This window comes from Novosphingobium sp. NPDC080210 (genome assembly GCF_050281025.1).
GTDB lineage: Bacteria > Pseudomonadota > Alphaproteobacteria > Sphingomonadales > Sphingomonadaceae > Novosphingobium.
The window spans coordinates 1,146,488-1,169,719 of sequence record NZ_JBNNWL010000001.1 but is presented as its reverse complement, the minus strand read 5'-3'; the positions used below and the strand labels follow the sequence as shown (position 1 = coordinate 1,169,719).

At 64.7% G+C, this 23,232-nt stretch carries 14 protein-coding genes; 6 read left to right on the top strand and 8 right to left on the bottom strand.

Annotation, left to right across the window (positions count from 1 at the left end; genetic code table 11):
• Nucleotides 1–217: 217 nt before the first annotated feature.
• From ACQKOE_RS05575 to ACQKOE_RS05565, 3 genes are all read left to right on the top strand, one after another.
• The gene (locus ACQKOE_RS05575) at nucleotides 218–2,791 is read left to right on the top strand and encodes a TonB-dependent receptor (RefSeq protein ID WP_427511903.1); all 2,574 of its coding nucleotides are present in this window, start codon (nucleotides 218–220) and stop codon (nucleotides 2,789–2,791) included.
• A 93-nt stretch (nucleotides 2,792–2,884) separates the two neighbouring features.
• Nucleotides 2,885–4,432: a putative 2OG-Fe(II) oxygenase gene (locus tag ACQKOE_RS05570; protein ID WP_427511902.1), complete on the top strand. Its 1,548-nt coding sequence runs from the start codon at nucleotides 2,885–2,887 to the stop codon at nucleotides 4,430–4,432.
• 82 nt (nucleotides 4,433–4,514) lie between these two features.
• Nucleotides 4,515–6,014, top strand: coding sequence for a tryptophan halogenase family protein (locus ACQKOE_RS05565; RefSeq protein WP_427511901.1), 1,500 nt, complete (start codon nucleotides 4,515–4,517; stop codon nucleotides 6,012–6,014).
• 5 nt (nucleotides 6,015–6,019) lie between these two features.
• Here the strand turns inward: ACQKOE_RS05565 and ACQKOE_RS05560 are convergent, their stop codons facing one another.
• The 8 genes from ACQKOE_RS05560 to ACQKOE_RS05525 all read right to left on the bottom strand — a co-directional run bounded on the left by ACQKOE_RS05560 (nucleotide 6,020) and on the right by ACQKOE_RS05525 (nucleotide 16,790).
• Complete coding sequence (locus ACQKOE_RS05560; protein WP_427511900.1) at nucleotides 6,020–7,327, bottom strand: glycoside hydrolase family 32 protein; 1,308 nt, start codon at nucleotides 7,325–7,327, stop codon at nucleotides 6,020–6,022.
• Nucleotides 7,328–7,336: 9 nt separating this feature from the next.
• A complete protein-coding gene (locus ACQKOE_RS05555) occupies nucleotides 7,337–8,449 on the bottom strand; it encodes a glycoside hydrolase family 68 protein (protein ID WP_427511899.1) in 1,113 nt (370 codons plus the stop codon).
• On the bottom strand, nucleotides 8,446–9,576 hold the full coding sequence (gene galK / locus ACQKOE_RS05550; RefSeq protein ID WP_427511898.1) for a galactokinase: 1,131 nt from the start codon (nucleotides 9,574–9,576) through the stop codon (nucleotides 8,446–8,448). The genes ACQKOE_RS05555 and galK overlap by 4 nt, the downstream gene beginning before the upstream one ends.
• Complete coding sequence (locus ACQKOE_RS05545; protein WP_374590037.1) at nucleotides 9,573–10,589, bottom strand: UDP-glucose--hexose-1-phosphate uridylyltransferase; 1,017 nt, start codon at nucleotides 10,587–10,589, stop codon at nucleotides 9,573–9,575. The genes galK and ACQKOE_RS05545 overlap by 4 nt, the downstream gene beginning before the upstream one ends.
• The gene (locus ACQKOE_RS05540; RefSeq protein WP_427511897.1) at nucleotides 10,586–12,679 is read right to left on the bottom strand and encodes an alpha-galactosidase; all 2,094 of its coding nucleotides are present in this window, start codon (nucleotides 12,677–12,679) and stop codon (nucleotides 10,586–10,588) included. Before ACQKOE_RS05540 ends, ACQKOE_RS05545 begins: the two co-directional genes overlap by 4 nt.
• Nucleotides 12,679–13,959: an MFS transporter gene (locus tag ACQKOE_RS05535; protein WP_427511896.1), complete on the bottom strand. Its 1,281-nt coding sequence runs from the start codon at nucleotides 13,957–13,959 to the stop codon at nucleotides 12,679–12,681. Before ACQKOE_RS05535 ends, ACQKOE_RS05540 begins: the two co-directional genes overlap by 1 nt.
• A gap of 203 nt (nucleotides 13,960–14,162) precedes the next feature.
• Nucleotides 14,163–15,656: an MFS transporter gene (locus ACQKOE_RS05530; RefSeq protein ID WP_427511895.1), complete on the bottom strand. Its 1,494-nt coding sequence runs from the start codon at nucleotides 15,654–15,656 to the stop codon at nucleotides 14,163–14,165.
• A 99-nt stretch (nucleotides 15,657–15,755) separates the two neighbouring features.
• On the bottom strand, nucleotides 15,756–16,790 hold the full coding sequence (locus ACQKOE_RS05525) for a LacI family DNA-binding transcriptional regulator (RefSeq protein WP_427511894.1): 1,035 nt from the start codon (nucleotides 16,788–16,790) through the stop codon (nucleotides 15,756–15,758).
• Between the two features lie 263 nt (nucleotides 16,791–17,053).
• On the opposite strand from ACQKOE_RS05525, the gene ACQKOE_RS05520 reads away from it, so the two are divergent.
• From ACQKOE_RS05520 to ACQKOE_RS05510, 3 genes are all read left to right on the top strand, one after another.
• Nucleotides 17,054–19,786: a TonB-dependent receptor gene (locus tag ACQKOE_RS05520; protein WP_427511893.1), complete on the top strand. Its 2,733-nt coding sequence runs from the start codon at nucleotides 17,054–17,056 to the stop codon at nucleotides 19,784–19,786.
• Nucleotides 19,787–19,882: 96 nt separating this feature from the next.
• Entirely contained in the window at nucleotides 19,883–21,397 is a 1,515-nt protein-coding gene (locus ACQKOE_RS05515; RefSeq protein WP_427511892.1) for a tryptophan halogenase family protein, read from the top strand.
• Between the two features lie 7 nt (nucleotides 21,398–21,404).
• A complete protein-coding gene (locus tag ACQKOE_RS05510; protein ID WP_427511891.1) occupies nucleotides 21,405–23,219 on the top strand; it encodes an alpha-amylase family glycosyl hydrolase in 1,815 nt (604 codons plus the stop codon).
• Nucleotides 23,220–23,232 lie beyond the last annotated feature (13 nt).

The window sequence follows — 23,232 nt, the reverse complement described above, 5'->3', positions numbered from 1 at the left end:
CACCTTGTGCACCCAACGTGTATCTAGGTCTGATAACGATTGCAAAGTCAAGCAAGCGGCTGATTTCCCCCAACCTGACCGTTGCCGATTCATCACAGGTCAGAGTTTTCGACAATCGATTGCAACAAACCAATTGCAATCGATTGTTGCAGCTGTATGTCAGGTTTCGCGACTTGCTAGATAGCAAGCGGTTCTGGTCGTCCCGAGGGGAGAGGAAATGAACAAGTCCATTTTGAAGAGCTGTGTCTCGGCCGCGTCGATCGCGGTGATGAGCCTGGTTGCAATGCCTGCTTTCGCGCAGGAAGCACCGGCTGCTGACGATCAGGTCAGCGGTCTCGATGAAATCGTCGTCACCGCATCGGGCCGTGACAAGAGCCGGCTGGACAGCGCCGTCTCGGTCACCAGCGTCAGCGCCGATCTGGTCGATGCTTTCAAGCCCAGTTCCGAAGCCGAAGTCTTCCGCATGATCCCGGGTATCCAGGTGCCGGGTACGTCCGGTCCGGGCGGTAACTCGAACATCGCCGTTCGCGGTCTTCCGGTTGCTACGGGCGGTTCGCCCTTCGTGCAGATCCAGGAAGATGGCCTGCCGACCGTGCTGTTCGGCGACATCCAGTTCGGCAACAACGACTACTGGACCCGCTTCGATTCCAGCGTTGAGCGCGTGGAATCGGTGCGCGGCGGCGGTTCGACCACCTATGCCTCGCAGGCACCGGGCGCGGTCATCAACTACATCAGTAACACCGGCCAGAAGGAAGGGGGCTTCGTTTCGCTTTCCAAGGGCGTGAATTTTGACGAAACCAAGGTCGATTTCCGCTATGGCGGCGCGATCAACGAAACCCTGCGCTTCCACGTTGGCGGTCAGTTCAAGTCGGGCCGCGGTCCGCTTCACGCCGATTACAACGTTTCGGATTCGATCCAGGTCAAGGGCAACCTGACCCAGGAATTCGGCGAAGGTAAGGGCTACTTCCGGCTGCTGTTCAAGGTGGCCGACACGCAGGAGCCAAACTACACCGGTGCTCCGGCGCTTGCCACGCTCAGCGGCAACAAGGTCAGCAACGTGAAGCCGTTCCCCGGCTTCGACGGTCGCAACAGCGCCAACTATTCGATCTACAACCAGGACTTCCTGGTGGTGAATCGCACCGGCGATCTGGAACGCGTGCCGATGAGCGGGATCACCACCAAGCAGACGGCGCTGGGCGGCCAGTTCCACTATGAATTCGACAATGGCGTCACCGTTGACAACAACATGCGCTGGTCGAAGATCAGCGGCGGCTTTACCTCGCCGTTCTTCAACCTGGGACGTGCGGTGAACACGGCAGCGGTCCCTGCTGGATACACCGCCTGCACCGTTCCCGCGGCAGCCAATTGGTCGGCTAACGGTATCGTCGGTTCGTGCGTCAATGGCGCGGTTGTCGGCGCGATCAAGTATGCCAACGGGCCTAAGGCGGGTCAGGCCTTCACCGGCACCTATGTCGACAACAACACCAATGTCTTCACCAACATCCGCGACCTGGGCAGCCTGGCCAACGACCTGACCCTGGCCGGCAAGTTCGACATGGGCACGTTCAAGGTCACGGCTCGCGGCGGCTTCTTCTACATGAACCAGGACATCGCGATGGACTGGCACACCAACAAGTCGGTGCGCGAAGTCAGCGGCAACAATCCCGCGCAGCTTGACCTGTACGACACTGCTGGCAACCGGCTGACCACCGAAGGCATTTCCGGCTACAACAACAACTGGGGTGAATGCTGCTCGCGCGATTATGACCTGTCCTACACCAACACCGCTCCCTATGCGGCGCTGGAACTGGACAACGATCAGTTCGCGATCGACGGTTCGGTCCGCTTCGAAAACATCAAGGCTGCCGGTAGCGGCGTCGGCGGCGGAGCTGAATTCCCCGTCAGCTCGAACGGCGTCCTGATCCCGGCGATGATCGCCAACGGCGAGCGCGAAGTGCTGAACTACAGCCGTTCGTACACGTCGTGGACCGCAGGCGCACTGTGGAAGGCAAATGCCGACACCAGCCTGTTCGTCCGTGCATCGCGCGGTGGCCGCTTCAACAGCGACCGCCAGACCTTTGGCGGCAAGATCGCCAGCGACGGTTCGCTCTGCACCTCGGCCATGGCCAAGGCCGGAACCCTGGGCTGCGACGCTGACGGCGTCACGCCTTCGGTGGACTTCGTCAAGCAGTACGAACTGGGCCTGAAGAACCGCGGCGAGCTGGCCGGCGGTCGCTACACGCTCGAACTGACCGCGCTGAAGGGCAACTTCAAGCAGTCCACTTTCGAACTGTCGGCAACCCGTTGCCCCGGCGGCTCGGGCGGCTGCGTGATCGACGCGCGCTACAAGTCGTGGGGCTTCGAAACCTACGCGACCTACAGCAATGGCGGCTTCACCCTGGTCGGCAACGCCACCTGGACCAAGGCAACGCGTGCGGGCGCTGGCAGCGCCACGTTCACCCGCGCGCCGTACATGCCTGACCTGGTCTACACCGTTCAAGCCAACTACGACATCGCTTCGAAGGCGACCGTCGGCCTGAACGTCACCGGCCAGTCGAGCATCGTCGACGATGCTGGTCGCCAGTATCCGGGCGGCGCCGTCCTGGGCGTTAACCTGCGCGTCATGCCGCTGGACAACGTCGAACTGGGCATCCAGGGCTATAACGTGTTCAACCGTTATGACCTGCGCGGCAGCGGCAACATTGCCGACGGTTCGGTGAGCCCGGTCGTCATCGGCACCAACCCGGCCCTGGGCCGCACCTGGACCGCTTCGGTCAAGTACAGCTTCTGATCAGGCTGAAAGCATCCGGCTGCGCCTGTCGCCGCCGGTTGAAGGGGGGCAACTGCGGTTGTCCCCCTTTTGCTTTGGTGCCAGAGGTAGGCCATGAACCCACAGCAGCGCCAGATTGCCGAGCAGCTTGCGGAGCGGGCACGGTCGCGCGCGGACTTGGCCGATCCGCCCCGGCGGGCCGCTTTGCTGGATGTGGTCCGGCAGGCACTGGGGCAAGGGCTGGCGGCACAGGCCTTGCCGCTGCTGTCCGCCCTGTCCAAAGCGCGTCCCGCTGATCCGGAGATCGCCCTGCTGCATGGGGTCGCCCTGCGGCGCGAACAGCGCTTGCTCGATGCGGCAGCCGTGTTCTCTGCCGCGATCGCGGCTGGGGCCAAGGATCCCGCGCTGGTCCAGGGCCTCGCCCAGACCCGCTATGAACTCGGCCAGCCCGCAGCGGCCCTGTTTGCCGAGGCGCAGGCGCGCAATCCCGCCGATCTGGAAATCCTGCGCAACCGGGCGCTCGCCCTGGCCAGCGAGGGGGGGCGGGCCGGGGCAGAGACCTTGCTGGAAGAAGCCGTGACGAAGCATCCCGCCTGGCTGGATGGGCACAAGGCCCTGTCCGTCCTGCGCTGGACCGGCGGGGATCAGGCGCGCCATGCGGCAAGCTATGGCCCGGCCTGTGCGGCGCAGCCTGGTAATGCGGACCTGTGGCTCGCCTGGTTCCGTGCCCTGGCCCAGGCGCGCGACTGGACCGGCGCGCGCGGCGTGCTGGACCGCGCCGAACGGAGCCTGGGAGTCACGCCTGCGATCCTCGTCTCCCGCCTGTTCATCGCCAGCGAGGCCGGGGAAGAGGCGGAGACGGAGCGGCTGCTCGCCGCAACCGCCGCACTGCAAGGAGAGACGATCAACCTGATCCGCGTCCGCCACGCCTTGCGCCGAGGCGAACCCGATGCGGCAGAGGCGGTGTGCCTGCCGCAGCTCATCACCCCCTCGGCGCCGCTGTTCTGGCCCTACATCACGCTGGCCTGGCGGGTGAAGAATGATCCACGCGCCACTTGGGTGGACCGACCGGACCAGTTCATCAAGGCCTGCCCGGTCGATCTGGATACGTCCGAATTGCCCGAACTGGCAGCCCTGCTGCGCCAATTGCACACGATGGAGCAGCCCTACATCGAACAATCGGTGCGCGGCGGCACGCAGACCGATCGCTCGGTCATCCTGCGCCACGAACCGATCATGCAGCGGGCCAGGGCGCGCTGGATGGAGGCGATCCGGCGCTATGTCGATGATCTGCCGCCGTGGGAGCAGGGGCACCCCTTGCTGGGCCTGCCGCGCCAGCACCTGCTGATTGAGGGAAGCTGGTCCGTCCGCCTGCTGCGGCAGGGTTACAACGTGCCGCACAACCATCCGGTCGGCTGGCTCAGCACTGCTTTCTACATCGCCCTTCCGTCACCTGATGCGATGGGGCCAGCGCCTGCCGGGCACATCGCCTTTGGAACGCCGCCCGAGGAACTGGGACTGGACCTTCAGCCTTACCGTACCATTGCTCCGCAAGAGGGGGTGACGGCGGTATTCCCTTCAACCATGTGGCACCGGACCATGCCGTTCGAAGACGGCGAACGGCTGGTCATGGCGCTGGATGTCGCGCGCCCGCGCTATTGAATTGCAATCGATTGCGTAAAACCGCTTGATCGCGGCGCGGACTTGACCGAAACCCGCTGCAAAGAGAACAACCGAGGATGCCATGAACGACCAGTCCATCGACCAGATCGTGATCGTCGGCGGCGGAACTGCCGGGTGGATGACTGCCGCGGCCCTCGCCAATGCGATCCGCACCGGCTGCACCATCACCCTGATCGAAAGCGACGAAATCGGCACGGTGGGCGTGGGCGAGGCGACGATCCCGCCGATCCGCACGTTCAACGAAGCGCTGGGCATTGCCGAGAATGACTTTGTTTCCGCCACCCAGGGCTCGTTCAAGCTGGGCATCCAGTTCGTCAACTGGGGCAGCCTGGGGAACAGCTATTTCCACCCGTTCGGCACCTATGGCCGCAATTTCGATTTCCTGCCGCTCCACCAATACTGGCTGGCCGCGCGCAACCGGGGCGAGGCGCCGGAGCTGCAGGACCTGTGCATGGCCTGGGCAGCGGCAAAGCGGGGGAAGTTCGACCAGCCTTCGCCTGAACAGCGCAACGTGCTTTCGACCTTTGACTATGCCTACCATTTCGACGCGGGGCTCTATGCCCGGTTCCTGCGCCGCTATGCGGAAGAGCGCGGGGTGGTGCGGATCGAAGGCAAGATCGGAGACGTTGGGCTGGATGGCGAGACCGGCCACGTCAGCCATGTGACGCTGGAGGATGGCCGCCGGATCGAGGGGCAATTGTTCGTCGATTGCTCCGGCTTTCGCGGCCTGCTCATCGAAGGCGCGCTGAAGACCGGGTATCAGGACTGGCGGCACTGGCTACCCTGCGACAGCGCCATGGCCGTGCCCAGCGCCAGGGGGGAGTTCACACCCTATACCCGCTCCACCGCGCATCAGGCCGGCTGGCAGTGGCGCATTCCGCTGCAACACCGCACCGGCAACGGCCACGTCTATTGCAGCAGCTTCATTTCGGATGACGAAGCCGCGGCGGTCCTACTGGATAATCTTGAGGGCGAAGCCCTGGCCGAGCCGCGCAAGCTGTCGTTCGTCACGGGTCGGCGCAATCTGTTCTGGAACAAGAACGTGGTGGCGGTGGGCCTGTCCGGCGGGTTCATGGAGCCGCTGGAATCAACCTCGATCCACCTGATCCAGGCCGCCATCTCCAAGCTGATCGCGCTGTTCCCGGATCGCTCGTTCGATCCGCTGGTGATCGACGAATACAACCGCATCGCCATCAACGAGTTCGAACGTATCCGCGATTTCATCATCCTGCACTACAAGCTGACCAGCCGGACCGATAGCGAGCTGTGGCGTTATTGCGCGGCGATGGACGTGCCGGAAACGGTCATCTGGAAAATGGAGCATTTCCGCCGCAATGGCCGCCTGGTCCAGCGCGATGCCGACCTGTTCGGCCCGCCCAGCTGGCTGGCCGTCCACATCGGGCAGGGCAACATTCCCGAAGGCACCGATCCCCTGCTGCCCCTGCGCGGGGTGGATCATGCCGATTACCTGCGCAAGCTGGAAGCAGCCCTGGCCCGCGCGGCTGAGGGGATGCCAAGTCACCAGGACTACATCGCCCGCAACTGCGCGGCGCGGGGCTGATCTGATCAGGCCTCGGCTTTCACCCTCAGGCTGAGCGTCAGTTCGTTGCTGGCCATCCGGTGCTGCATGGTGGCGCAGACCAGCCCGTCGGCAGCGAACAGTTCGGCGCTGCCGTGGTCCAGCCACAGGGTCAGGGCCGCACCCGGCGGGGCGGTGAATACCTGCTCGTTATCCAGGCAGGGCGACACGGGGTCGCGGCGCTGCATGACCAGGGCAGTGCCCTGGCGTTCCACTTGGAGCAGGCGCTGGTCCCGGTCCGCCAAGGTGAGGGCGAAATCGCCGGAGGCCGGAAGGTCGATCCGCGCGGAGGCGGGGACCGGCCCGTCGGTGCAGGGCAGGGCCGCTACGCCGCGCACCGCCGCTGGCTCCGCTTCCTGCCGCAGGACATAGCGGCCCGCGTCGCGGCGCAGCGAGATCCGGCGCGGCAGGCTCATCGCGCCGCGCCAGCCCTGCTTGGGCAACTGCCCCTGATAGGCGTGATTGCCCATCCAGCCGATCCACACCGGGCGTCCTGACGCGTCGCGCGGCTCGTGCCAGGCAATCGCGGCATAGAAATCGCTGCCCATGTCCGCCACCTGCCAGTGCGGCTCCAGCGAAGGCCCGTCGGGGATGAACCGGATGCCGTCAAAACTGCCGGTCTGGTACAGCGCGCCCGATCCGGGTGCGCCGCGCAGCACGTCCACCTTGAACAGCCAGCGGGTCTCGTCCGTGCCTTCGACCGGTAGTTCGATCAGCAGCGGGCATTCCCACACTTCGCCGGGCGCCCCGGCGGTGTGGATGACCGACATTTCATCCCACTGCTTCAGATCGTGCGAGGCATAGATCAGGGCGCGCTGTTCGTTGGACAGGACCACCACCATGATCCAGCGCCGGGTCGGTTCGTGCCAGAACACGTTGGGATCGCGAAAGTCCGCCATGCCCAGGTCCAGTACCGGATTCCCGGCGTACTTTTCCCAGCTGCGACCGGCATCGTTGCTCCACGCGAGGCACTGCGCCTGCAAGGGGTCAGGTCCCAGCTGGGCCCCGGTATAGACCGCCACCAGCGCATCCTTGCCGAACCCGGCGGTGCCTTGTGCATCGCAGACCGCCGATCCGGAGAAGATCATGAAGCGGTCATCCTCCAGCAGGGCAGGGGGCTGTTCCTGCCACTCGCACAGGTCCGGGCTGATCGCATGGCCCCAGCTCATGTGGCCCCAATCCTCGCCATGCGGGTTGTATTGATAGAACAGGTGCCATTCACCCTTGTGATGGACGAGTCCGTTCGGATCGCTCAGCCAGTTGCTGGCCGGCGCGTAATGGTAATTCGGGCGCATGGGGAAAACTCAGTCTGCGATGGTCACGCGGTCGCCGGCAAAGGCCAGGGAAAAGACGGGGGCGGGGGTGCCGCCGAACTGCTGGCGCAGCAATTCAGGGTGCTTGTCAAAGCTGCGCCCTTCCATCCCCCAGTGGTCGATGAAGCTCCAGACCTGGCCTTCGCCCGTCACCCACCAGGAATAACCCTGGGTCGGTTCGGAGGCCGGGTTTCCAGCAACCAGGCCATTGCCGTTGACCGGGCGGTAGGGGCCGCGCAGACTGTCTGCCACCATCGCGTAAAGACCGTTGGGGCCGCTGGGCGTGCCGGGTTTGAACGTGCGGCGCTGGGTGGACCAGAACAGGTAATAGAGCCCGCCGCGCACCACCACGTGCGCGCGTTCCAGCTCGTTGTTCACGCCAACCGCTTCGACCAGGGGCGCTTCCAGAGCCCACGAACCGTCGCTGGCCGTGGTGGCGAGGCCAATGACGCCGTTGTAATCGTCGTCGCTCCATGCAGCGCTGGCGGTGAACAGCAGATGGCGCTGGCCGGTTGCCGGATCGCGGAACCAGGCCGGATCGCGGAACGCCTTGATCAGCCCGGGCTTGCCTTCGGTTTCGGCGGCAATGACATAGTCCTTGCCATCGGCGCGCACCACTTCGCGCGGCTCGCCCCAGGCAGCGGGACCATCGGGGCCAAGCTGGCCGGAAACCGCAAACAGGCGCTGTTCGAACGAGGGCTGTTCGCCCCGCCGTCCCGCTGCGGTGAAGAACAGGGTCACGCTGGTGCCATCATCGTGCAGCACGGCAGATCCGGCCCATTCGCGGGTGCCGGGGCTGGTGCCTTCAGCAATGACCTGGCCGTGATCGCGCCAGCCATCGGCGCCCAGCGAGGCCATCCGCAGCCGCGCCGCATCGTGACGCTGGCCGGGATCTGGGAAGCAGGGCGCGGAAAGGAAGAACCAGAACTGACGTCCGTTTACCTCGGCGGTCCGGCCATCTTCATGGGCCAGCGGCCAGTTGTCCCACAGGTCCAGTCCCGGCAGAATGGGTGCGGCATCGGCTGCCCCGATCAACGGGATTTCCGCGCCTCCTTCGATAGCCTCGGGACGCCAGGCTGAGGCGCTGAATGTGTCAATTGTCATAGCTCTATCCCGGCAAGGTGCCGGCCTTTTCCTTCGATCATGGGGTTAAGCGCCGCCCTGCGGGGCTGCGCGAATTGCTGTTCGAGCGTGGCGATGAAGCGCGGCGCGGCATCTGCCGCCAGCACCGCCACGATCGCTCCGCCAAAGCCGCCGCCGGTCATCCGCGCGCCGCCTTGCGGGCCGATCGCGGCATTGGCCAGGTCGACCAGTTCGTCGACGGCGGGAACGCTGACTTCGAACTGGTCGCGCAGCGAGGCGTGGCTGGCGCGCAGCAGGGCTCCCATGGCGGCAAGATCATGGGCTTCGATGGCGGATACGGCCTGGGCCGTCCGGGCAATCTCACCCACGACGTGCAAGGCGCGCGCGGCAATCACCGGATCGAGATTGGCGGCGCGGATCATGTCTGCGTCCGCATCGCGCAGGCTGGCAATCCCCAGCGCCTGTGCCGCCAGCTCGCAATCGTGGCGGCGCGCGTTGTAGTGTCCTTCGACCAGGCCGCGCGTCACGCCCGACTGGACGATGACCACGGCCCAATCCTCTGGCAAGGCGAACTGGCGGGTTTCCAGATTGCGGCAATCGAGCAGCAGGGCATGGCCCGGCTCGCCTGCCGCAATGGCCATCTGGTCCATGATCCCGCAATGCACCCCGGCCCATTCATGCTCTGCGATCTGCGCCATCAAGGCCAGTTCGCGATGGGTAGGATCGACCTTGCCCGCAGCCGCCATGGCGCGGCCCAGGGCAATGCAGAGCGAGGCGGACGAGGACAGGCCCGCGCCGCGCGGGTTGGACCCGGCAATGGCCAGCTTCACGCCCTGTGCGTCCATGCCCTGGGCCATGCCGCGCAGGTAGGAACGCCAGTCTGCTGGCTGGTGCGGCTTGGCGCTCCGCGCCAGGAAGCGGTCTCGCTCCTTGCCGAAGTCCAGCGCCACGGCTTCGACCTCGCTGCCGTCGCAGCGGCTCCAAGCGACGGCGGTGCCGGTGGAAATCGGCAGGGGCAGGACCAGCCCGTCGTTGTAATCGACATGCTCGCCGATCAGGTTCACCCGGCCGGGGGCAAAGGCCACGCCGTCCGGTTGGCTGCCGAATGCGGCGCGAAAGCCTGCCCTGGTCCGTTCAGTCAGGGTCATGCCGCGATCTCCACCGCGCGGAGGCGCTGCGCCGCGCTTTCCGGGGTCAGGTCGCGCTGGGTTTCGGCCATCAGCTCGAACCCGACCATATGCTTGCGCACCGATGCAGAGCGCAGCAGCGGCGGGAAGAAATGGGCGTGGAGCCGCCAGTGCGCCGTATCATCGCCCAGGGCATGGGGCGCGCCGTGCCAGCCCATCGAATAGGGAAAGTCGCAGCCGAACAGCCCGTCATAGCGGCGCAGCAGGCGCGACAGGATCAGAGCCAGGGCGGTGCGGGCAGCGGGGGAAAGGTCCTCCATCCGCGCCGCCGGGCCGCGCGCGATCAGCAGCGTTTCGAACGGCCAGGCGGCCCAGTGCGGCACCACGGCCAGCCAGTGGTCATTGCTTTCGACCACCCGCTGCCCGGTGGCCAGTTCCGCCTCGGCAACGGCATCCAGCAGGACTTGCCCCTTGCTGTCGAGCCAGTCTCGTTGGTGCCGGTCCTCCCGCGCGGGGAGTTCGGGCACGAAGTCGCTGGCCCAGACCTGGCCGTGCGGGTGCGGGCTGGATGCACCCATCATCGCGCCCTTGTTCTCGAACAATTGCACGTGGTTCCACCGCGCGCCCAGCTCTGCCGAAAGCGCGCACCAGGTGTCGATCACCCGCGCGATGGCCTCCACGGGCAGGCGCGCCATGGTGGCGCCGTGGTCCGGGGCAAAGCAGATCACCCGCGCTTCGCCGCTGGCCGGTGCGGTTTCGAACAGGCCGGTCTCGTCCGCCGATCCGCCTTCGGGCAGCAATGCGGCGAAGTCGTTGGGGAACACGAAAGTCCCGTCATAGTGCGGATTGGCCTCACCCGTAGCGCGCTGATTGCCGGGGCAGAGGTGGCACGCCGGATCGTGCGGCGGAGCGGCTGGCGGGGCAGGCGGGGCCGCCTCTCCCTGCCACGGCCGCTTCGCGCGGTGCGGCGATACCAGCAACCATTCGCCGGTCAGCAGGTTGCGGCGGCGGTGCGGCAGGTCGTCCAGGCTCATGCGGAATTCCTCCCGTGAAAGATCGCCACGCTTTCGCCCTTCAGTGGCGGCAGCGGCAGGCCGGCATGGGCCAGCCATGATCCGGAAAAGGTCTGCGCGGCGTCATAGAGGGCAGGGCGGTGCGCCGCGTGGCCGCGCTCACCTCCGGCGATGCGCAGCAGCTCGATGGTGCAGCTTTTGGCATCGGCCAGGAAGGGCAGGCGCAGCGGCTGGGGGCGGCGGTTCATTTGCGGAGCGACCTGGATGGCGAAGAGCAGGAATTCCTGCGCTGTCCCTGCCGCCTGCCAGACCAGGCCGTCGGGCCCTTCGCCCAGCCAGGTAGATTGACCGTGAAGCAGGTGACGCCAGCTTTTGTAAAAGGCGATCCATTCGGCCAGCTCGGCCCGGTCTTCGTCAGCTAACTGGCGCGGATCGAGTTCGACGCCGAAGTGGCCGGGCATGGCGACCGCAGCGCGAAAGCCCATTGACTGGCTGCGGCCCGTCGCATGGGCCGGACTGGCGCCGACGTGCGCGCCCATGATCTCTGGCGGCAGAAAAGCCTGAAAGCCCCGCTGGACCGGCACCCGGCTGACCGCGTCGATATTGTCGCTGGTCCAGAAGCGGTGGACATAGGGGACCATGCCCGCGTCAGAACGTCCGCCGCCGCCCGCGCAGCCTTCGATCTCGACATCGGGATGAGCCGCGCGCAGCCGCGTCAGCAGGTCATAGGTGCCCAGCACCTGTGCCTGCCCCCCGGCAGGCGCGAGGTCGCGGTTATGGTCCCATTTGAGGTAGCTGATCGGCACTTCGCGCAGCAGCGCATCCAGCGCGGCGAACAAATAGTCGCGCACGGCAGGCAGGCCCAGGTTGAGCACCAGCTGGTTGCGCGCCGTGGGCTGCGGGCGTCCGGCAAGGTGCAGCGCCCAATCCGGATGACGGCGATAGAGGTCGCTGTCCGGATTGACCATTTCCGGTTCGACCCACAGGCCGAATTCCATGCCCATGGCGCGGACCCGCTCTGCCAGCGGCTTTACGCCCTGCGGATACTTGACCGGATCGGCCGTCCAGTCGCCCAGGCCCGCGCGGTCATCATTGCGGGCGCGAAACCAGCCATCGTCGAGGATGAAGCGCTCTACCCCGATCTCCGCCGCAGCCTGGGCCAGGGCGACAATGCGGTCCTCGTCGTGATCGAAATAGCAGGCTTCCCACGAATTGAGATGGACCGGGCGCGGGCGCATGGTGCCGGTCGGCCAGCACAGGCGCTGGCGCATGGCGGCGTGATGCTGGGCCATCGCGCCATTACGGCCCTTGGTCGAAACGGCCAGGATCGCGTCGGGCGCGGTAATGCTCTCGCCGGGGCCAAGCACAACCTCACCCGGCTGGAAAACCGCCCCGGCGCTGGCTATCCAGTTGCCCTCGTCATCGCGCTCCACCGCGATGCGGCTGTCCCCCGACCAGGCGAGCTGCAAAGCGTGAACCAACCCGGCGTGATGACTGGCGCCTTCATTCAGCACAACGATTCCGGGCGGGCCGCCATGGCCTGAAATCCCGCGCCGCCCTTCGCGCACCCACGCCTGCTGCGGCATTGGCTCGGTGCATTCGCTCAGTTCCGCATTGTGCCGCCCGTGCCAGGAGACGATTGCGGCGCTGCTGGCGGCGAGGGGGAACAGCGCGCTGGCCAGCCATTCCACTTCGACCGCAGCAGCGCCCCTGTTGCTGACCTGCGCGGAAAAGCAGAATGCGCCGCCGGCCAGCAGGTCGATCGACTGGACCAGTTCCACGCCGGAAACCGGATCGCTCAGGACGATGCGGATCGTCTGTTCCGTCTGGCTGACCTCGGCCTGCGCAAAGACCGGCACCAGCCGCTGCCCGCTCTGCCGCAAGGCAAGACAGGTCGGCCCGAACCAGCCCAGGCCGCTGGGCGGTGCGGTGCTGAACGGAACGTCCTCGTCCAGCGAGAACGAGGCCGGAGTCCGGCCCAGCGCCAGCGGAGCCAGATCGAGCGGCTCCACCTGCGCGCCCAGGTGCCGCCACAGCGGAGGGCCATCGTTCCGGCACTCCAGCACCAGGCTGGCCTGGCCGCTGTGCAATGAGGCAAGTTGTGCGGACATCAGGCTGCTACGGCCACCTGCTGCGGCGCATGGCCGCTGCTCTTGATCCGCATTACGGCTATCGCCGCGCAGAGCATCAGCAGTCCGCCAAAGGCCAGGGCATTGCGCGGATCACCGCCCAGGACCGGCTCGTAGATGAAGGTCATGGTTCCGGCAAAGACCAGCATCGGGGCGCAGATCATCATGTTGAAGATGCCCATGTAGACGCCGGTCCGCTCTGCCGGGATGGCGTTGGCCAGGATGATGTAGGGGTTGCCCATGATCGAACCCCAGCCCAGGCCCATGATCCCCATCATCAGCCACATCGGCGGCTCGCTGCTCAGCATGGGCATGGCGATCATGGCGAGGCCGGTCAGCACCAGGCAGGTCGCATGGAGCCTGGCCGCACCGAACTTGCGCGCCAGCGGAGCCATGGAGAAGGCGGCGACGAAAGCCACCGCGTTGTAGAACGCCCCCATCGGTCCGGCGATCAGGTCCGCCTCGCGGAACTGGGCCGTGCTGCCATCCGACGTGCCGAACAGTGCCATCGAGATGGAGGGGACGCGGTAAGCCCAATAGCAGCACATCGCGTACCACTGGAACAGGCTCATCCAGGCCATGGTCCGCATGGCCGCCGGCATTTCGCGCATGGCCGAAAAGATTTCCGTGAAAGTCGCGCCGAAACCCTTGGGCAGGGCGGCAATACGCGCCCGGTCCTCAGAGGTCAGGGGCAGTTCCGGCACGCGCCAGATCGACCAGGCGATGGTAGAGATGGACAGCACCGCGCCGATGAAAAAGGCCAGCCGGGTATAATCCGGGATCACGCCGGGTTCCGCCACCTTGGACACGCCGAACAGGCTGACCAGCAGGAACGGGCTGGCATAGGCCAGGCACTGCGCGAGGCCCGTGAAACCGCTTTGCGACAGGAAGCCGAACCCGCGCTGCTCTTCGCGCAGCCGGTCGTTCACATAGGCGCGGTAGGGTTCCATTGTGATGTTGTTGCCCAGGTCGAGCAGGAACAGGATGGAAAACGCCATCAGCAGGCTTTGCGAGAACGGCATCAGGAACAGGCCCGCGCTGCACATCAGCGCGCCGATCAGGAAATAGGGCGTGCGGCGGCCAAAGCGGGACAGGGTCCGGTCGCTCATCACCCCGATCAGCGGCTGCACGATCAGGCCGGTCAGCGGCCCGGCGATGCCCAGCCAAGGGAAATCCTTCTCATCCGCGCCCAGGTAGGCAAAGATCGGATTGGCCTGTTGCAGCCCGAAACTGAATTGCAGACCCAGGAACCCCAGGTTCATTTGCAGGATTCGCGGCAGTGAAAGATGCGGCTTGACCTGAACCATGGCTCTCCCTCGATCGGTGCCCGATATTGCTCGGATGGTTCATAATGTCATACCCGGATGAAATGAACAACAATCGATTGCAAAGAATTGCGGATTGTTTTTCCGGCGCGCTGTTTCTCCCCCTTGTGCCGCCAGGATTCGTTTAAAAAAACGGCGACTTAGGTCCGCTCGGCTGGCAGGTTTACGCGGGCCATGGACAGCGCCGCCAGCACCAGGGTTCCGGCCGCGAAGGCCATGGTCCAGATCGGCTCGCCGGGGAAGAAGGCCTTCATGATCGAGCCCATGACCGTGGCGACCAGCAGTTGCGGCACGACCACGAAGACGTTGAACAGGCCCATGTAGATGCCCAGCTTGGCCTGCGGCAGGCTGCTGGCCAGGATCGCATAAGGCATCGCCAGGATCGAGGCCCAGGCAATGCCGATGCCGACCTCGCTGAGGATCAGCCAGGTTGGGTCCTTGATCACGAAGAAGCTGGCAAAGCCTGCCGCACCGCAGAGCAGGCCGAAGATGTGGGTGCGGACCTTGCCGAAGCGGCGCGACAGGAACGGCAGCAGGGTCAGCGCCGCGATTGCCGCAACGCCGTTATAGACGGAGAACAGCACGCCCACCCAGTTTCCGCCTTCCTGATAGGCGGCGCTCGCCGGATCGGCGCTGCCGAAGAAGTCCTTGGCGACGATAGGCGTGGTGTTGATCCACATGATGAACAGCGCGGACCACGAGAAGAACTGAACCAGTGCCAGCCGCTTCATGATGTCGGGCATTCCGGAAAAGTCGCCGACAATGCCGGTCAGCATCGAGGCCGGGCGACCGGCGCGGGCCAGACGGATCGCCACGTGGCTGATCAGACCATAACCGACCAGCAGGCCGGCGAGCAGGTAGACCTCTTTCTCCAGCCCAAACTGCATGGTGACCAGGCCTGCTGCGATCCCGGCCACGATCCAGCCGAAAGGCGCGGCGCTGTCACGCTCGGCCAGGTTCGCCTCGGCATGGGCGGCTGCTTCATCATGGTCGGCAAAGCGGGCCAGCTCCTCGGGCGAATATTCGCGCGTTGTCACCACGGTCCACAAGACGGCGGCGAACAGGGCCACTCCGCCCGCCCAGAAGGAATAGCGCACCGTATCCGGGATCACCCCGGGTGCGGCTTCGTTGGCGACGCCCAGGTGTTCCAGCAGATAGGGGAACAGCGATCCGACCACCGCGCCCGCGCCGATGAAGGCGGTTTGCACGGCATAGCCCGCCGTGTGCTGGTCCTTGCGCAGCATGTCGCCGACAAAGGCCCGGAACGGCTCCATCGAGACATTCAGGCTGGCGTCCAGAGTCCACAGCAGCAGCGCGGCCATCAGCAGCACCGGGCTGAGCGGCATGAGGAACAGCGACAGCGCGGCCAGCACCGCACCCGCCAGGAAATAGGGACGGCGGCGACCCAGGCGGCCCAGCCAGGTGCGGTCGCTCATATGACCAATTACCGGCTGGATCAGCAGACCCGTCAGCGGGGCCGCCACCCACAGCGCGGGCAGGTCGTCCATGCTGGAGCCGAGCGATTGGAAGACGCGGCTCATGTTCGCGTTTTGAAGCGCGAAGCCAATCTGGATGCCGAAGAAGCCGAAGCTGATATTGGCCAGCCCGGCCCAATCCTGGCGCGGTTTTTCCATCCGTTTACGCTCTCCCCGTGATTGCCCACGGCTGGCATGGCCGAAGCGCGGGGGCAAGAGGCATACGAATACGTAAAGTGTAAGTGTGCCTGTCCGAACCTATCCGGCCGTGCTCTTGCGCACCACCAATCGCGCCGGGATCGTCTGGTTCGGAGCCGGTCGGTCCTCGATCTGGGCGAGTAAAGCCTCGACCAGCAGATCGCCGCCTGCCTTGAGGTCCTGCATCAGCGTCGTGAGCGGGGGGGAAGTCATGCTGGCGGCAGGGATATTGTCAAAGCCCATCACGGCGATGTCTTCCGGCACGCGCTTGCCCGCTGCCGTCAGGGCCTGGACCGCGCCAATCGCGATCAGGTCGCTGGCGGCAAAGATGGCATCGAACGGTGTGCCGCTGGCCAGCAGCTTTTCCACGGCCTTGCGCCCGTCGTCCTCGCTGGACAAGGCGTTGACTTGCAGCGCCCGGTCCACGCTACAGGCTGCTTCCGATAGGACAGCGCACAGGCCGCGATAGCGTTCGGCGAATTCGGGATAGTGCTCGTCCGCCTGGCCCAGAAAGGCAATCCGCTTGCGGTCCAGCGCGATCAGGTGTTCGCCTGCTTGACGGCCCGCACCGAAATTGTCCGAACCGACCGTCGTGCCGATGTTGTCCTCGCCCACCGATCCCCAGCGCACGAAATGGGTGTCGCTGGCGACAAGCTGCCGCAGCCGTTTCGTGTAAAGCGTGTAATCGCCATAGCCGAGCAGGATCAGGCCATCGGCGCGGTGGCTGTCCTGATATCGGACGTGCCAATCGTCCTCCATCTTCTGGAACGAGATCAGCAGGTCCAGCCCGCGATTGGCACTGGCGCGGGTGATCGCCCCCAGCATGGCCAGAAAGAACGGATTGATGTTCGCGCCGTCGGGCGTCGGGTCTTCGAAGAACAGCAGCGCAATCGTGTTGGACCGCTGCGAACGGAGCGAAGAGGCGTTCTTGTCGACCGAGTAGTTGAGTTCGCGGGCGATCTCCTCGATCCGCTGGCGCGTGGCGAGGCTAACCGACTTGGACCCGCGCAGCGCGCGGCTGACCGTCGGCTGCGAAACGCCCGCGCGATAAGCGATGTCAAAGCTTGTTGGCTTGGTGGAGCGCTTTCGGCCCATCCGTTCCTCCCGAAGCGGGCAGTCTAGGCCTTCCTTTGCACGCCTGCAACGTGTGCCAAGGTGCTGGCGTGAAAACGTTGCCCGGGGGCAACACGCAGCCCTTGCGCATAATTGGTATACGTATGCCTTCTTCCTGCATGGCGGCCCGCAGCCTTATTCACGCATGGCAAGCAAGGGGGGACTGGAACTCTAAGCCCTTTGCACATGGGTCTGCACGCCGGGGCCCCACGCTTAGTCCGGCATGGTTTAGGGAGAGAGACATCGTGACGCTTCGCACCCAATTTCGCGGCGGACGGGGGGCTTCGGTCCTGGCAATCGCCGTTTCCGCATTCATTCTGCCGGCGGCAGCGCAGGCACAGGCCGCAACCGCAGAAGACGATTCCGCCAATGACATCGTCGTAACCGGCTTCCGCAGCTCGATCGACACCTCGGCCGCGCAAAAGCGCGCCAGCACCTCGATCGTCGAAGTGGTTTCGCCGGAAGACCTGGGCAAGCTGCCCGACCTGTCGATCGCCGAATCGCTTTCGCGCCTGCCGGGCCTTGCCACGCAGCGCCTTGATGGCCGCGCCAACGTGGTTTCGATCCGCGGCCTTGCGCCCGACTTCACCACCACGTTGCTCAATGGCCGCGAACAGGTCAGCGCCGGCAACAACCGCGGCGTGGAACTGGACCAGTACCCGACCGAACTGCTGAACGGCGCCGTGGTCTACAAGACCCCCGATGCCAAGCTGATCGGCCAGGCCCTGGGCGGCACCATCGACATGAAGACCGTCCGCCCGCTCGCCTATGGCAAGCAGCAGGTGGTTGTCGGCCTGCGCGGCGAACTGAACGACCTGGGCAGGCTGAACCCGGACATCTCGAACAAGGGCTATCGCGCCAACTTCTTCTACGTCGACCAGAACGACGATGAAACCGTGGGCTGGGCCATCGGCTATGCTCGGATGCAGTCGCCCACGCAGGAAGAGCGCTGGCAGGCCTGGGGTTACCCCACGGTCAGCGACACCAACAGCACCAAGGTCATTGGCGGCGCCAAGCCCTACGTGAAGTCCAACGAACTGAAGCGCGATGGCCTGATGGGCGTGCTCGAACTGAAGCCCAGCGATCGCTTCCACACCACGTTCGACGGCTATTGGTCCAAGTTCAAGGACGAACAGCGCCTGCGCGGTATCGAACTGCCGCTCAAGTGGTCGGGCGCGCAGCTGCAGCCGGGTTACACCACCGAAAACGGCCTGGTCACTTCCGGCACGTTCAATGGCGTCGAAGCGGTCATGCGCAACGACGTTGTCCACCGCGATGCGGAAATCTGGGCCATTGGTTCGAACAACCAGTTCCAGGCCAACGACACCCTGTCGATCGAACTGGACCTGAGCTACTCGAAGCTCAAGAAGGTTGAAGAAAACCTGGAAATCTACCTCGGCACGGGCCGTGGCGGCGGGGTTGGCGCGACCGACAACCTGGGCTTCGTCCAGCCGGCAAACGGCGGCGTGATCACGTTCAAGCCGACTATCAATTACGCCGATCCTTCGCTGTTCGTGATTACTGACCCGCAGGGCTGGAACAGCTGCGGTGGTTCGGTCCCGAACTGCCAGGATGGCTTCGTCAACCGCCCGACGATCAAGGACCGCCTGCAGTCGATCCGTCTCCAGGCCGTGCAGGCGCTGGACGGCGGCCTGTTCGACAGCCTGACTGTCGGCGCGAACTATTCGGATCGCCGCAAGCAGCTGATCGACGAAGGTTTCGTCCTGACCAACAAGAACTACCCGAACAGCCCGGCGGTCCCGTCGAGCTATCTGTTCGATCCGGTCAGCCTGGACTTCATCGGCATCCCGGGCATGGTCTCGTTCGATAGCTGGAAGTACTACAACGACGGCAACTACAAGCTGACCAACGAAGCGCTGTGGGAACGCGGTCGCTATACCAACAGCTATGTGGTGCGCGAAAAGGTGCTGACCGGTTATGTCCAGGCCAACATCAACAGCGGCAATCTGAAGGGCAATGCCGGGGTGCAGGTGGTCCACACCAACCAGGAAGCCGATGGCTATTCCGCGGCGAACCTGGGTTCGGGCGTGGTGGCGCGTCCGGTGACGGACGGTGACAAGTACACCGATTTCCTGCCCAGCCTGAACCTGTCCTATGAAGTCGCGCCGCAGACTCTGCTCCGCTTTGGCGCGGCCCGCATGCTGGCACGTGCCCGCATGGACCAGCTCAACCCCGGCGTCGGCTATGGCTTCAGTGAAGCCAAGAACGTACCGGGCGCGACGATCACGAACTCGCCGTGGTCGGGCAATGTCGGCAATGCCAAGCTGCGTCCGCTGATGGCGGACACCTTTGACATCGCGGTTGAAAAGTACTTCGGACGCGGTGCCTACATCTCGGTTGGCGGGTTCTACAAGCACCTGGAAAACTGGATCTACCGTCAGGATTCGGAATTCGACTTCACCGGAACCCCCACTCCGGGCAACGTTGTCCCGACCTTCAACAAGGGTATCGTTTCGCAGTGGCAGAACGGTGAATCGGGCAAGGTCTATGGCTTCGAAGCTTCGCTTTCGCTGCCCTTCAGCACCTTCTCGTCCGCACTGGATGGCTTCGGCTTCATCAGCAGCGCTTCGTTCACCGACAGCAAGGTCCGCGAAGGCGGGGCCGACCCGATCAAGATGCCGGGTCTGTCGCGCTGGGTGGTCAATGGAACGGTCTATTACGAAAAGGCCGGCTTCCAGGCCCGCGCTTCGGGTCGTTACCGCTCGGCCTTCCTGGCTGAAGTGGCTGGCCTGAGCCTGGTGCGTGACCGGATCATGGCGGCTTCGGAATTCGTGGTCGATGCCCAGATCGGCTACACGTTCCAGAGCGGTTCGCTGGAAGGGCTGGGGATCCTGCTCCAGGCCAGCAACCTGACCAACGAACGCTTCATGACCTACCAGAACGACGATGTGCGCCAGGTCCGCGATTACCAGACCTATGGCCGCAACTTCATGGCTGGCATCACCTACAAGTTCTGATGCCAGGGGGCGGGTCCGGCACGCGCTGGACCCGCCTGTTTTTTCGAATAATATCTGGTCGAGTGTGTCGCCCTCGATCGCGCCGGGAGCTGGACTGTGAACGATAGTCGCATCCGTGACGTAGTGATCGTAGGGGGCGGAACCGCAGGCTGGATGGCCGCAGCGGCCCTTTCAGCCACGATGGGCGAGCAATTGCGCATCCGCCTGATCGAAAGCGACGAGATCGGCATTGTCGGTGTCGGCGAAGCGACCATTCCCGCGATCCGCCTGTTCAACGGGCTGGTCGGGATTGACGAGGACCAGTTCCTCCGCGCCACCCAGGGCACCTTCAAGCTCGGCATCGAATTCCAGAACTGGGGCCGGATCGGCGAGAGCTATATGCACGGCTTCGGCCAGATCGGGCAGAGCCTGGATCTGATCGAGTTCTGGCAATACTGGCTGCGCGGCCGCCGCGAAGGGGTGGCAAGCGAACTGGGCCGCTATTCCTTCAACCAGGCCGCTGCGCGCGAGGGCCGCTTTGCCCGCGTATCCCGCATACCCAACACGCAGCTCGACGGGCTGAGCTATGCTTTTCACTTCGACGCCTCGCTTTACGCCCGTTTCCTGCGCAGCATTTCAGAGCAGCGCGGCGTGCAGCGGGTTGAGGGGCAGATCGTCGACGTCAACCTGCACCCGGAAACCGGCTTCGTCCGTTCGGTGACGCTCGCTTCGGGCGAAGAGCACCAGGGCGAACTGTTCATCGACTGTTCGGGTTTTCGCGGGCTTCTGATCGAGCAGGCGCTGCAAACCGGCTATGAGGACTGGAGCCACTGGCTCCCCTGCGACCGGGCCATCGCCGTGCCCACCGCCAATGTCGGCCAGCCGCGTCCCTATACCCAGTCGATCGCCCATCCGGCAGGCTGGCAATGGCGCATCCCGCTGCAACACCGCACGGGCAACGGCCACGTCTTTTCCAGCGCCTGGATGGGCGATGACGAGGCGACCCGAATTCTGCTGGATACCGTGGAAGGCGAGCCGCTCGCCGATCCGCGCACGATCTCGTTCCAGACCGGAATGCGAAAGCAGGCGTGGAACCGCAACGTCGTGTCGCTCGGGCTATCCTCCGGCTTTATCGAGCCGCTGGAATCGACTTCGATCCACCTGGTCCAGAATGGCATTGCACGGCTGATCTCGCATTTCCCGGACCGTGGTTTCGCCCAGGCGAACGTTGATGCCTACAACCGCCGCATCGCCTACGAATTTGAGCGTATTCGCGATTTCATCGTCCTGCACTATTCTGCCAACCAACGCGATGAACCGTTCTGGAAGGTGATGCGCGATGTGGAACTGCCGCCGGTCCTGCGCGACAAGATTGACCTGTTCAAAGCGACCGGGCGGATTTTCCGCGAGCAGGACGAATTGTTCACCGAAGTCGGCTGGTTGCAGGTGCTGATCGGGCAGAACGTCCTGCCCGATACCTACCATCCGCTGGCCGACGTGCTTTCCCGCGAAGAACTGGCCGGGTTCCTGCGTGACATCGAAACCATCGTTTCGGCCACGGCCCTGCGCCTTCCCACCCACGCGGACTTTGTTGCGCAGCAGTGCGCGGCAGAGGTCGCCCATGCAGCGTGAGACTTCCATGATCCGTACCCTGCTGGTGGCCGCCAGCGCACTTGGCCTTGCTCCCGCCGCAATCGCTGCCGAACCGGCGGCGGCTCCGGCCGATTTCCGCGCCCGCACGCCCGAACAGGAAGTGATCTATTTCGTCCTGCCGGACCGCTTCGACAATGGCGACACCCGCAACGACAAGGGCGGGATCAAGGGGGACCGGCTCGAGCATGGCTATGATCCCACGGCCAAGGGCTTTTACCACGGCGGCGACCTGAAGGGCTTGACCCGGCGGCTGGACTATATCCAGGGCATGGGCATCACCGCGATCTGGTTCGCGCCGGTGTTCAAGAACAAGCCGGTGCAGGGGCCAAAGGGCGATGAAAGCGCCGGATACCACGGCTATTGGGTGACCGACTTCACCACCATCGATCCGCATTTCGGGACCGAGGCAGAGTTCAAGGCCTTCGTCGATGCCGCCCATGCGCGCGGGATCAAGGTCTATATGGACATCATCGTCAACCACACGGCCGACGTGATCCAGTACCGCGAAGGCGGCAACTATGCCTATCGCGGCAAGGCGGACTATCCCTATTCCCGCCGCGGCGGGGTGAACGGCGCTCCGATCAATCCCGGCTTTGCCGGCGATCACGTCGCTGCCCCGGAAAACTGGGTCAAGTTGACCGATCCGACCTGGGCCTATACGCCCTATGTGCCGAAGGGCGAGGAGCGGGTGAAAAAGCCGGACTGGCTGAACGATCCGATCTATTACCACAACCGGGGCAACACCAACTGGTTCGGGGAAAGCGCCACCTTTGGCGATTTTGTCGGGCTGGACGACGTCGCAACCGAGCATCCCCGCGTGGTCGCCGGAATGATCGAGATCTACGGCAGCTGGATCGACCGCTTTGGCATCGACGGTTTCCGCATCGATACGGCGCGGCACGTCAATCCGGAATTCTGGCAGGCCTTCGAACCGGCCATGATAGAGCGTGCCAAGGCCCGGGGTATTCCCAACTTCCACATCTTTGCCGAAGTGGCGACGGGCGAGATCGATCCCGGCTACCTCGCGCGGTGGAGCCACATCGCCCACCTTTCCGCGCCGATCGACATGGCCTTTGCCGCCGCGATGCAGCAGGCCGTGTCGGGCAAGATCGGGACGGACAAGGTGGCCCGGTTGTTCGAGGATGACGCGCTCTATCGCGGCGGGGAAAAGGCCGCGCTGCGCCTGCCGACCTTCCTGGGCAACCACGATTTCGGGCGCTTTTCGATGTTCGTGAAGCAGGCGAATCCCGGCATCTCGCAGGATGAACTGCTGGAGCGAGTGGCCTTGGGCCACGCGATGCTGCTGACCCTGCGCGGCGTCCCGACGATCTATTACGGGGACGAGCAGGGCTTCGTTTCCGATGGGAACGACCAGCTGGCGCGTGAGGATATGTTCCCCAGCAAGGTCGCGGTCTATAACGATAACGACCTGATCGGCACCGACGCGACGACGGCACAGGCGAACTTTGACACCGCGCACCCGCTCTATCGCCTGATCGCAGAGCTGTCCGCCGTGCGCCGCGCCACTCCCGCGCTGACCGGGGGCTTGCAGAAGATCCGCGCCTTTTCCGAAAAGCCCGGCCTGCTGGCCATTTCGCGGTTCGATCCCGAAACCGGGCGCGAAGTCCTCCTGGCCTACAACACCTCGGCGCAGCCCTTGTCTGCCCTGGTCGAGGTCGATCCGCAGAGCCTATCCTTCGCCCCGCTTGCTGGCCAGTGCTCAACCCAGGTTGCCGCACCCGGTTCGCTGTCCGTCACTCTGCCCGCTTTCGGTTACGCCGTCTGTGCGGCCAAGCCGTAAGCCCAGCCTCGAC

Coding starts and splice junctions, on each gene's coding strand:
- ACQKOE_RS05510 (WP_427511891.1), top strand. CDS start 21,405: ATGATCCGTACCCTGCTGGTGGCCGCCAGCGCACTTGGCCTTGCTCCC.
- ACQKOE_RS05535 (WP_427511896.1), bottom strand. CDS start 13,959: ATGAACCTGGGGTTCCTGGGTCTGCAATTCAGTTTCGGGCTGCAACAG.
- ACQKOE_RS05560 (WP_427511900.1), bottom strand. CDS start 7,327: ATGCGCCCGAATTACCATTACGCGCCGGCCAGCAACTGGCTGAGCGAT.
- ACQKOE_RS05545 (WP_374590037.1), bottom strand. CDS start 10,589: ATGAGCCTGGACGACCTGCCGCACCGCCGCCGCAACCTGCTGACCGGC.
- ACQKOE_RS05530 (WP_427511895.1), bottom strand. CDS start 15,656: ATGGAAAAACCGCGCCAGGATTGGGCCGGGCTGGCCAATATCAGCTTC.
- ACQKOE_RS05555 (WP_427511899.1), bottom strand. CDS start 8,449: ATGACAATTGACACATTCAGCGCCTCAGCCTGGCGTCCCGAGGCTATC.
- galK (WP_427511898.1), bottom strand. CDS start 9,576: ATGACCCTGACTGAACGGACCAGGGCAGGCTTTCGCGCCGCATTCGGC.
- ACQKOE_RS05525 (WP_427511894.1), bottom strand. CDS start 16,790: ATGGGCCGAAAGCGCTCCACCAAGCCAACAAGCTTTGACATCGCTTAT.
- ACQKOE_RS05575 (WP_427511903.1), top strand. CDS start 218: ATGAACAAGTCCATTTTGAAGAGCTGTGTCTCGGCCGCGTCGATCGCG.
- ACQKOE_RS05540 (WP_427511897.1), bottom strand. CDS start 12,679: ATGTCCGCACAACTTGCCTCATTGCACAGCGGCCAGGCCAGCCTGGTG.
- ACQKOE_RS05570 (WP_427511902.1), top strand. CDS start 2,885: ATGAACCCACAGCAGCGCCAGATTGCCGAGCAGCTTGCGGAGCGGGCA.
- ACQKOE_RS05565 (WP_427511901.1), top strand. CDS start 4,515: ATGAACGACCAGTCCATCGACCAGATCGTGATCGTCGGCGGCGGAACT.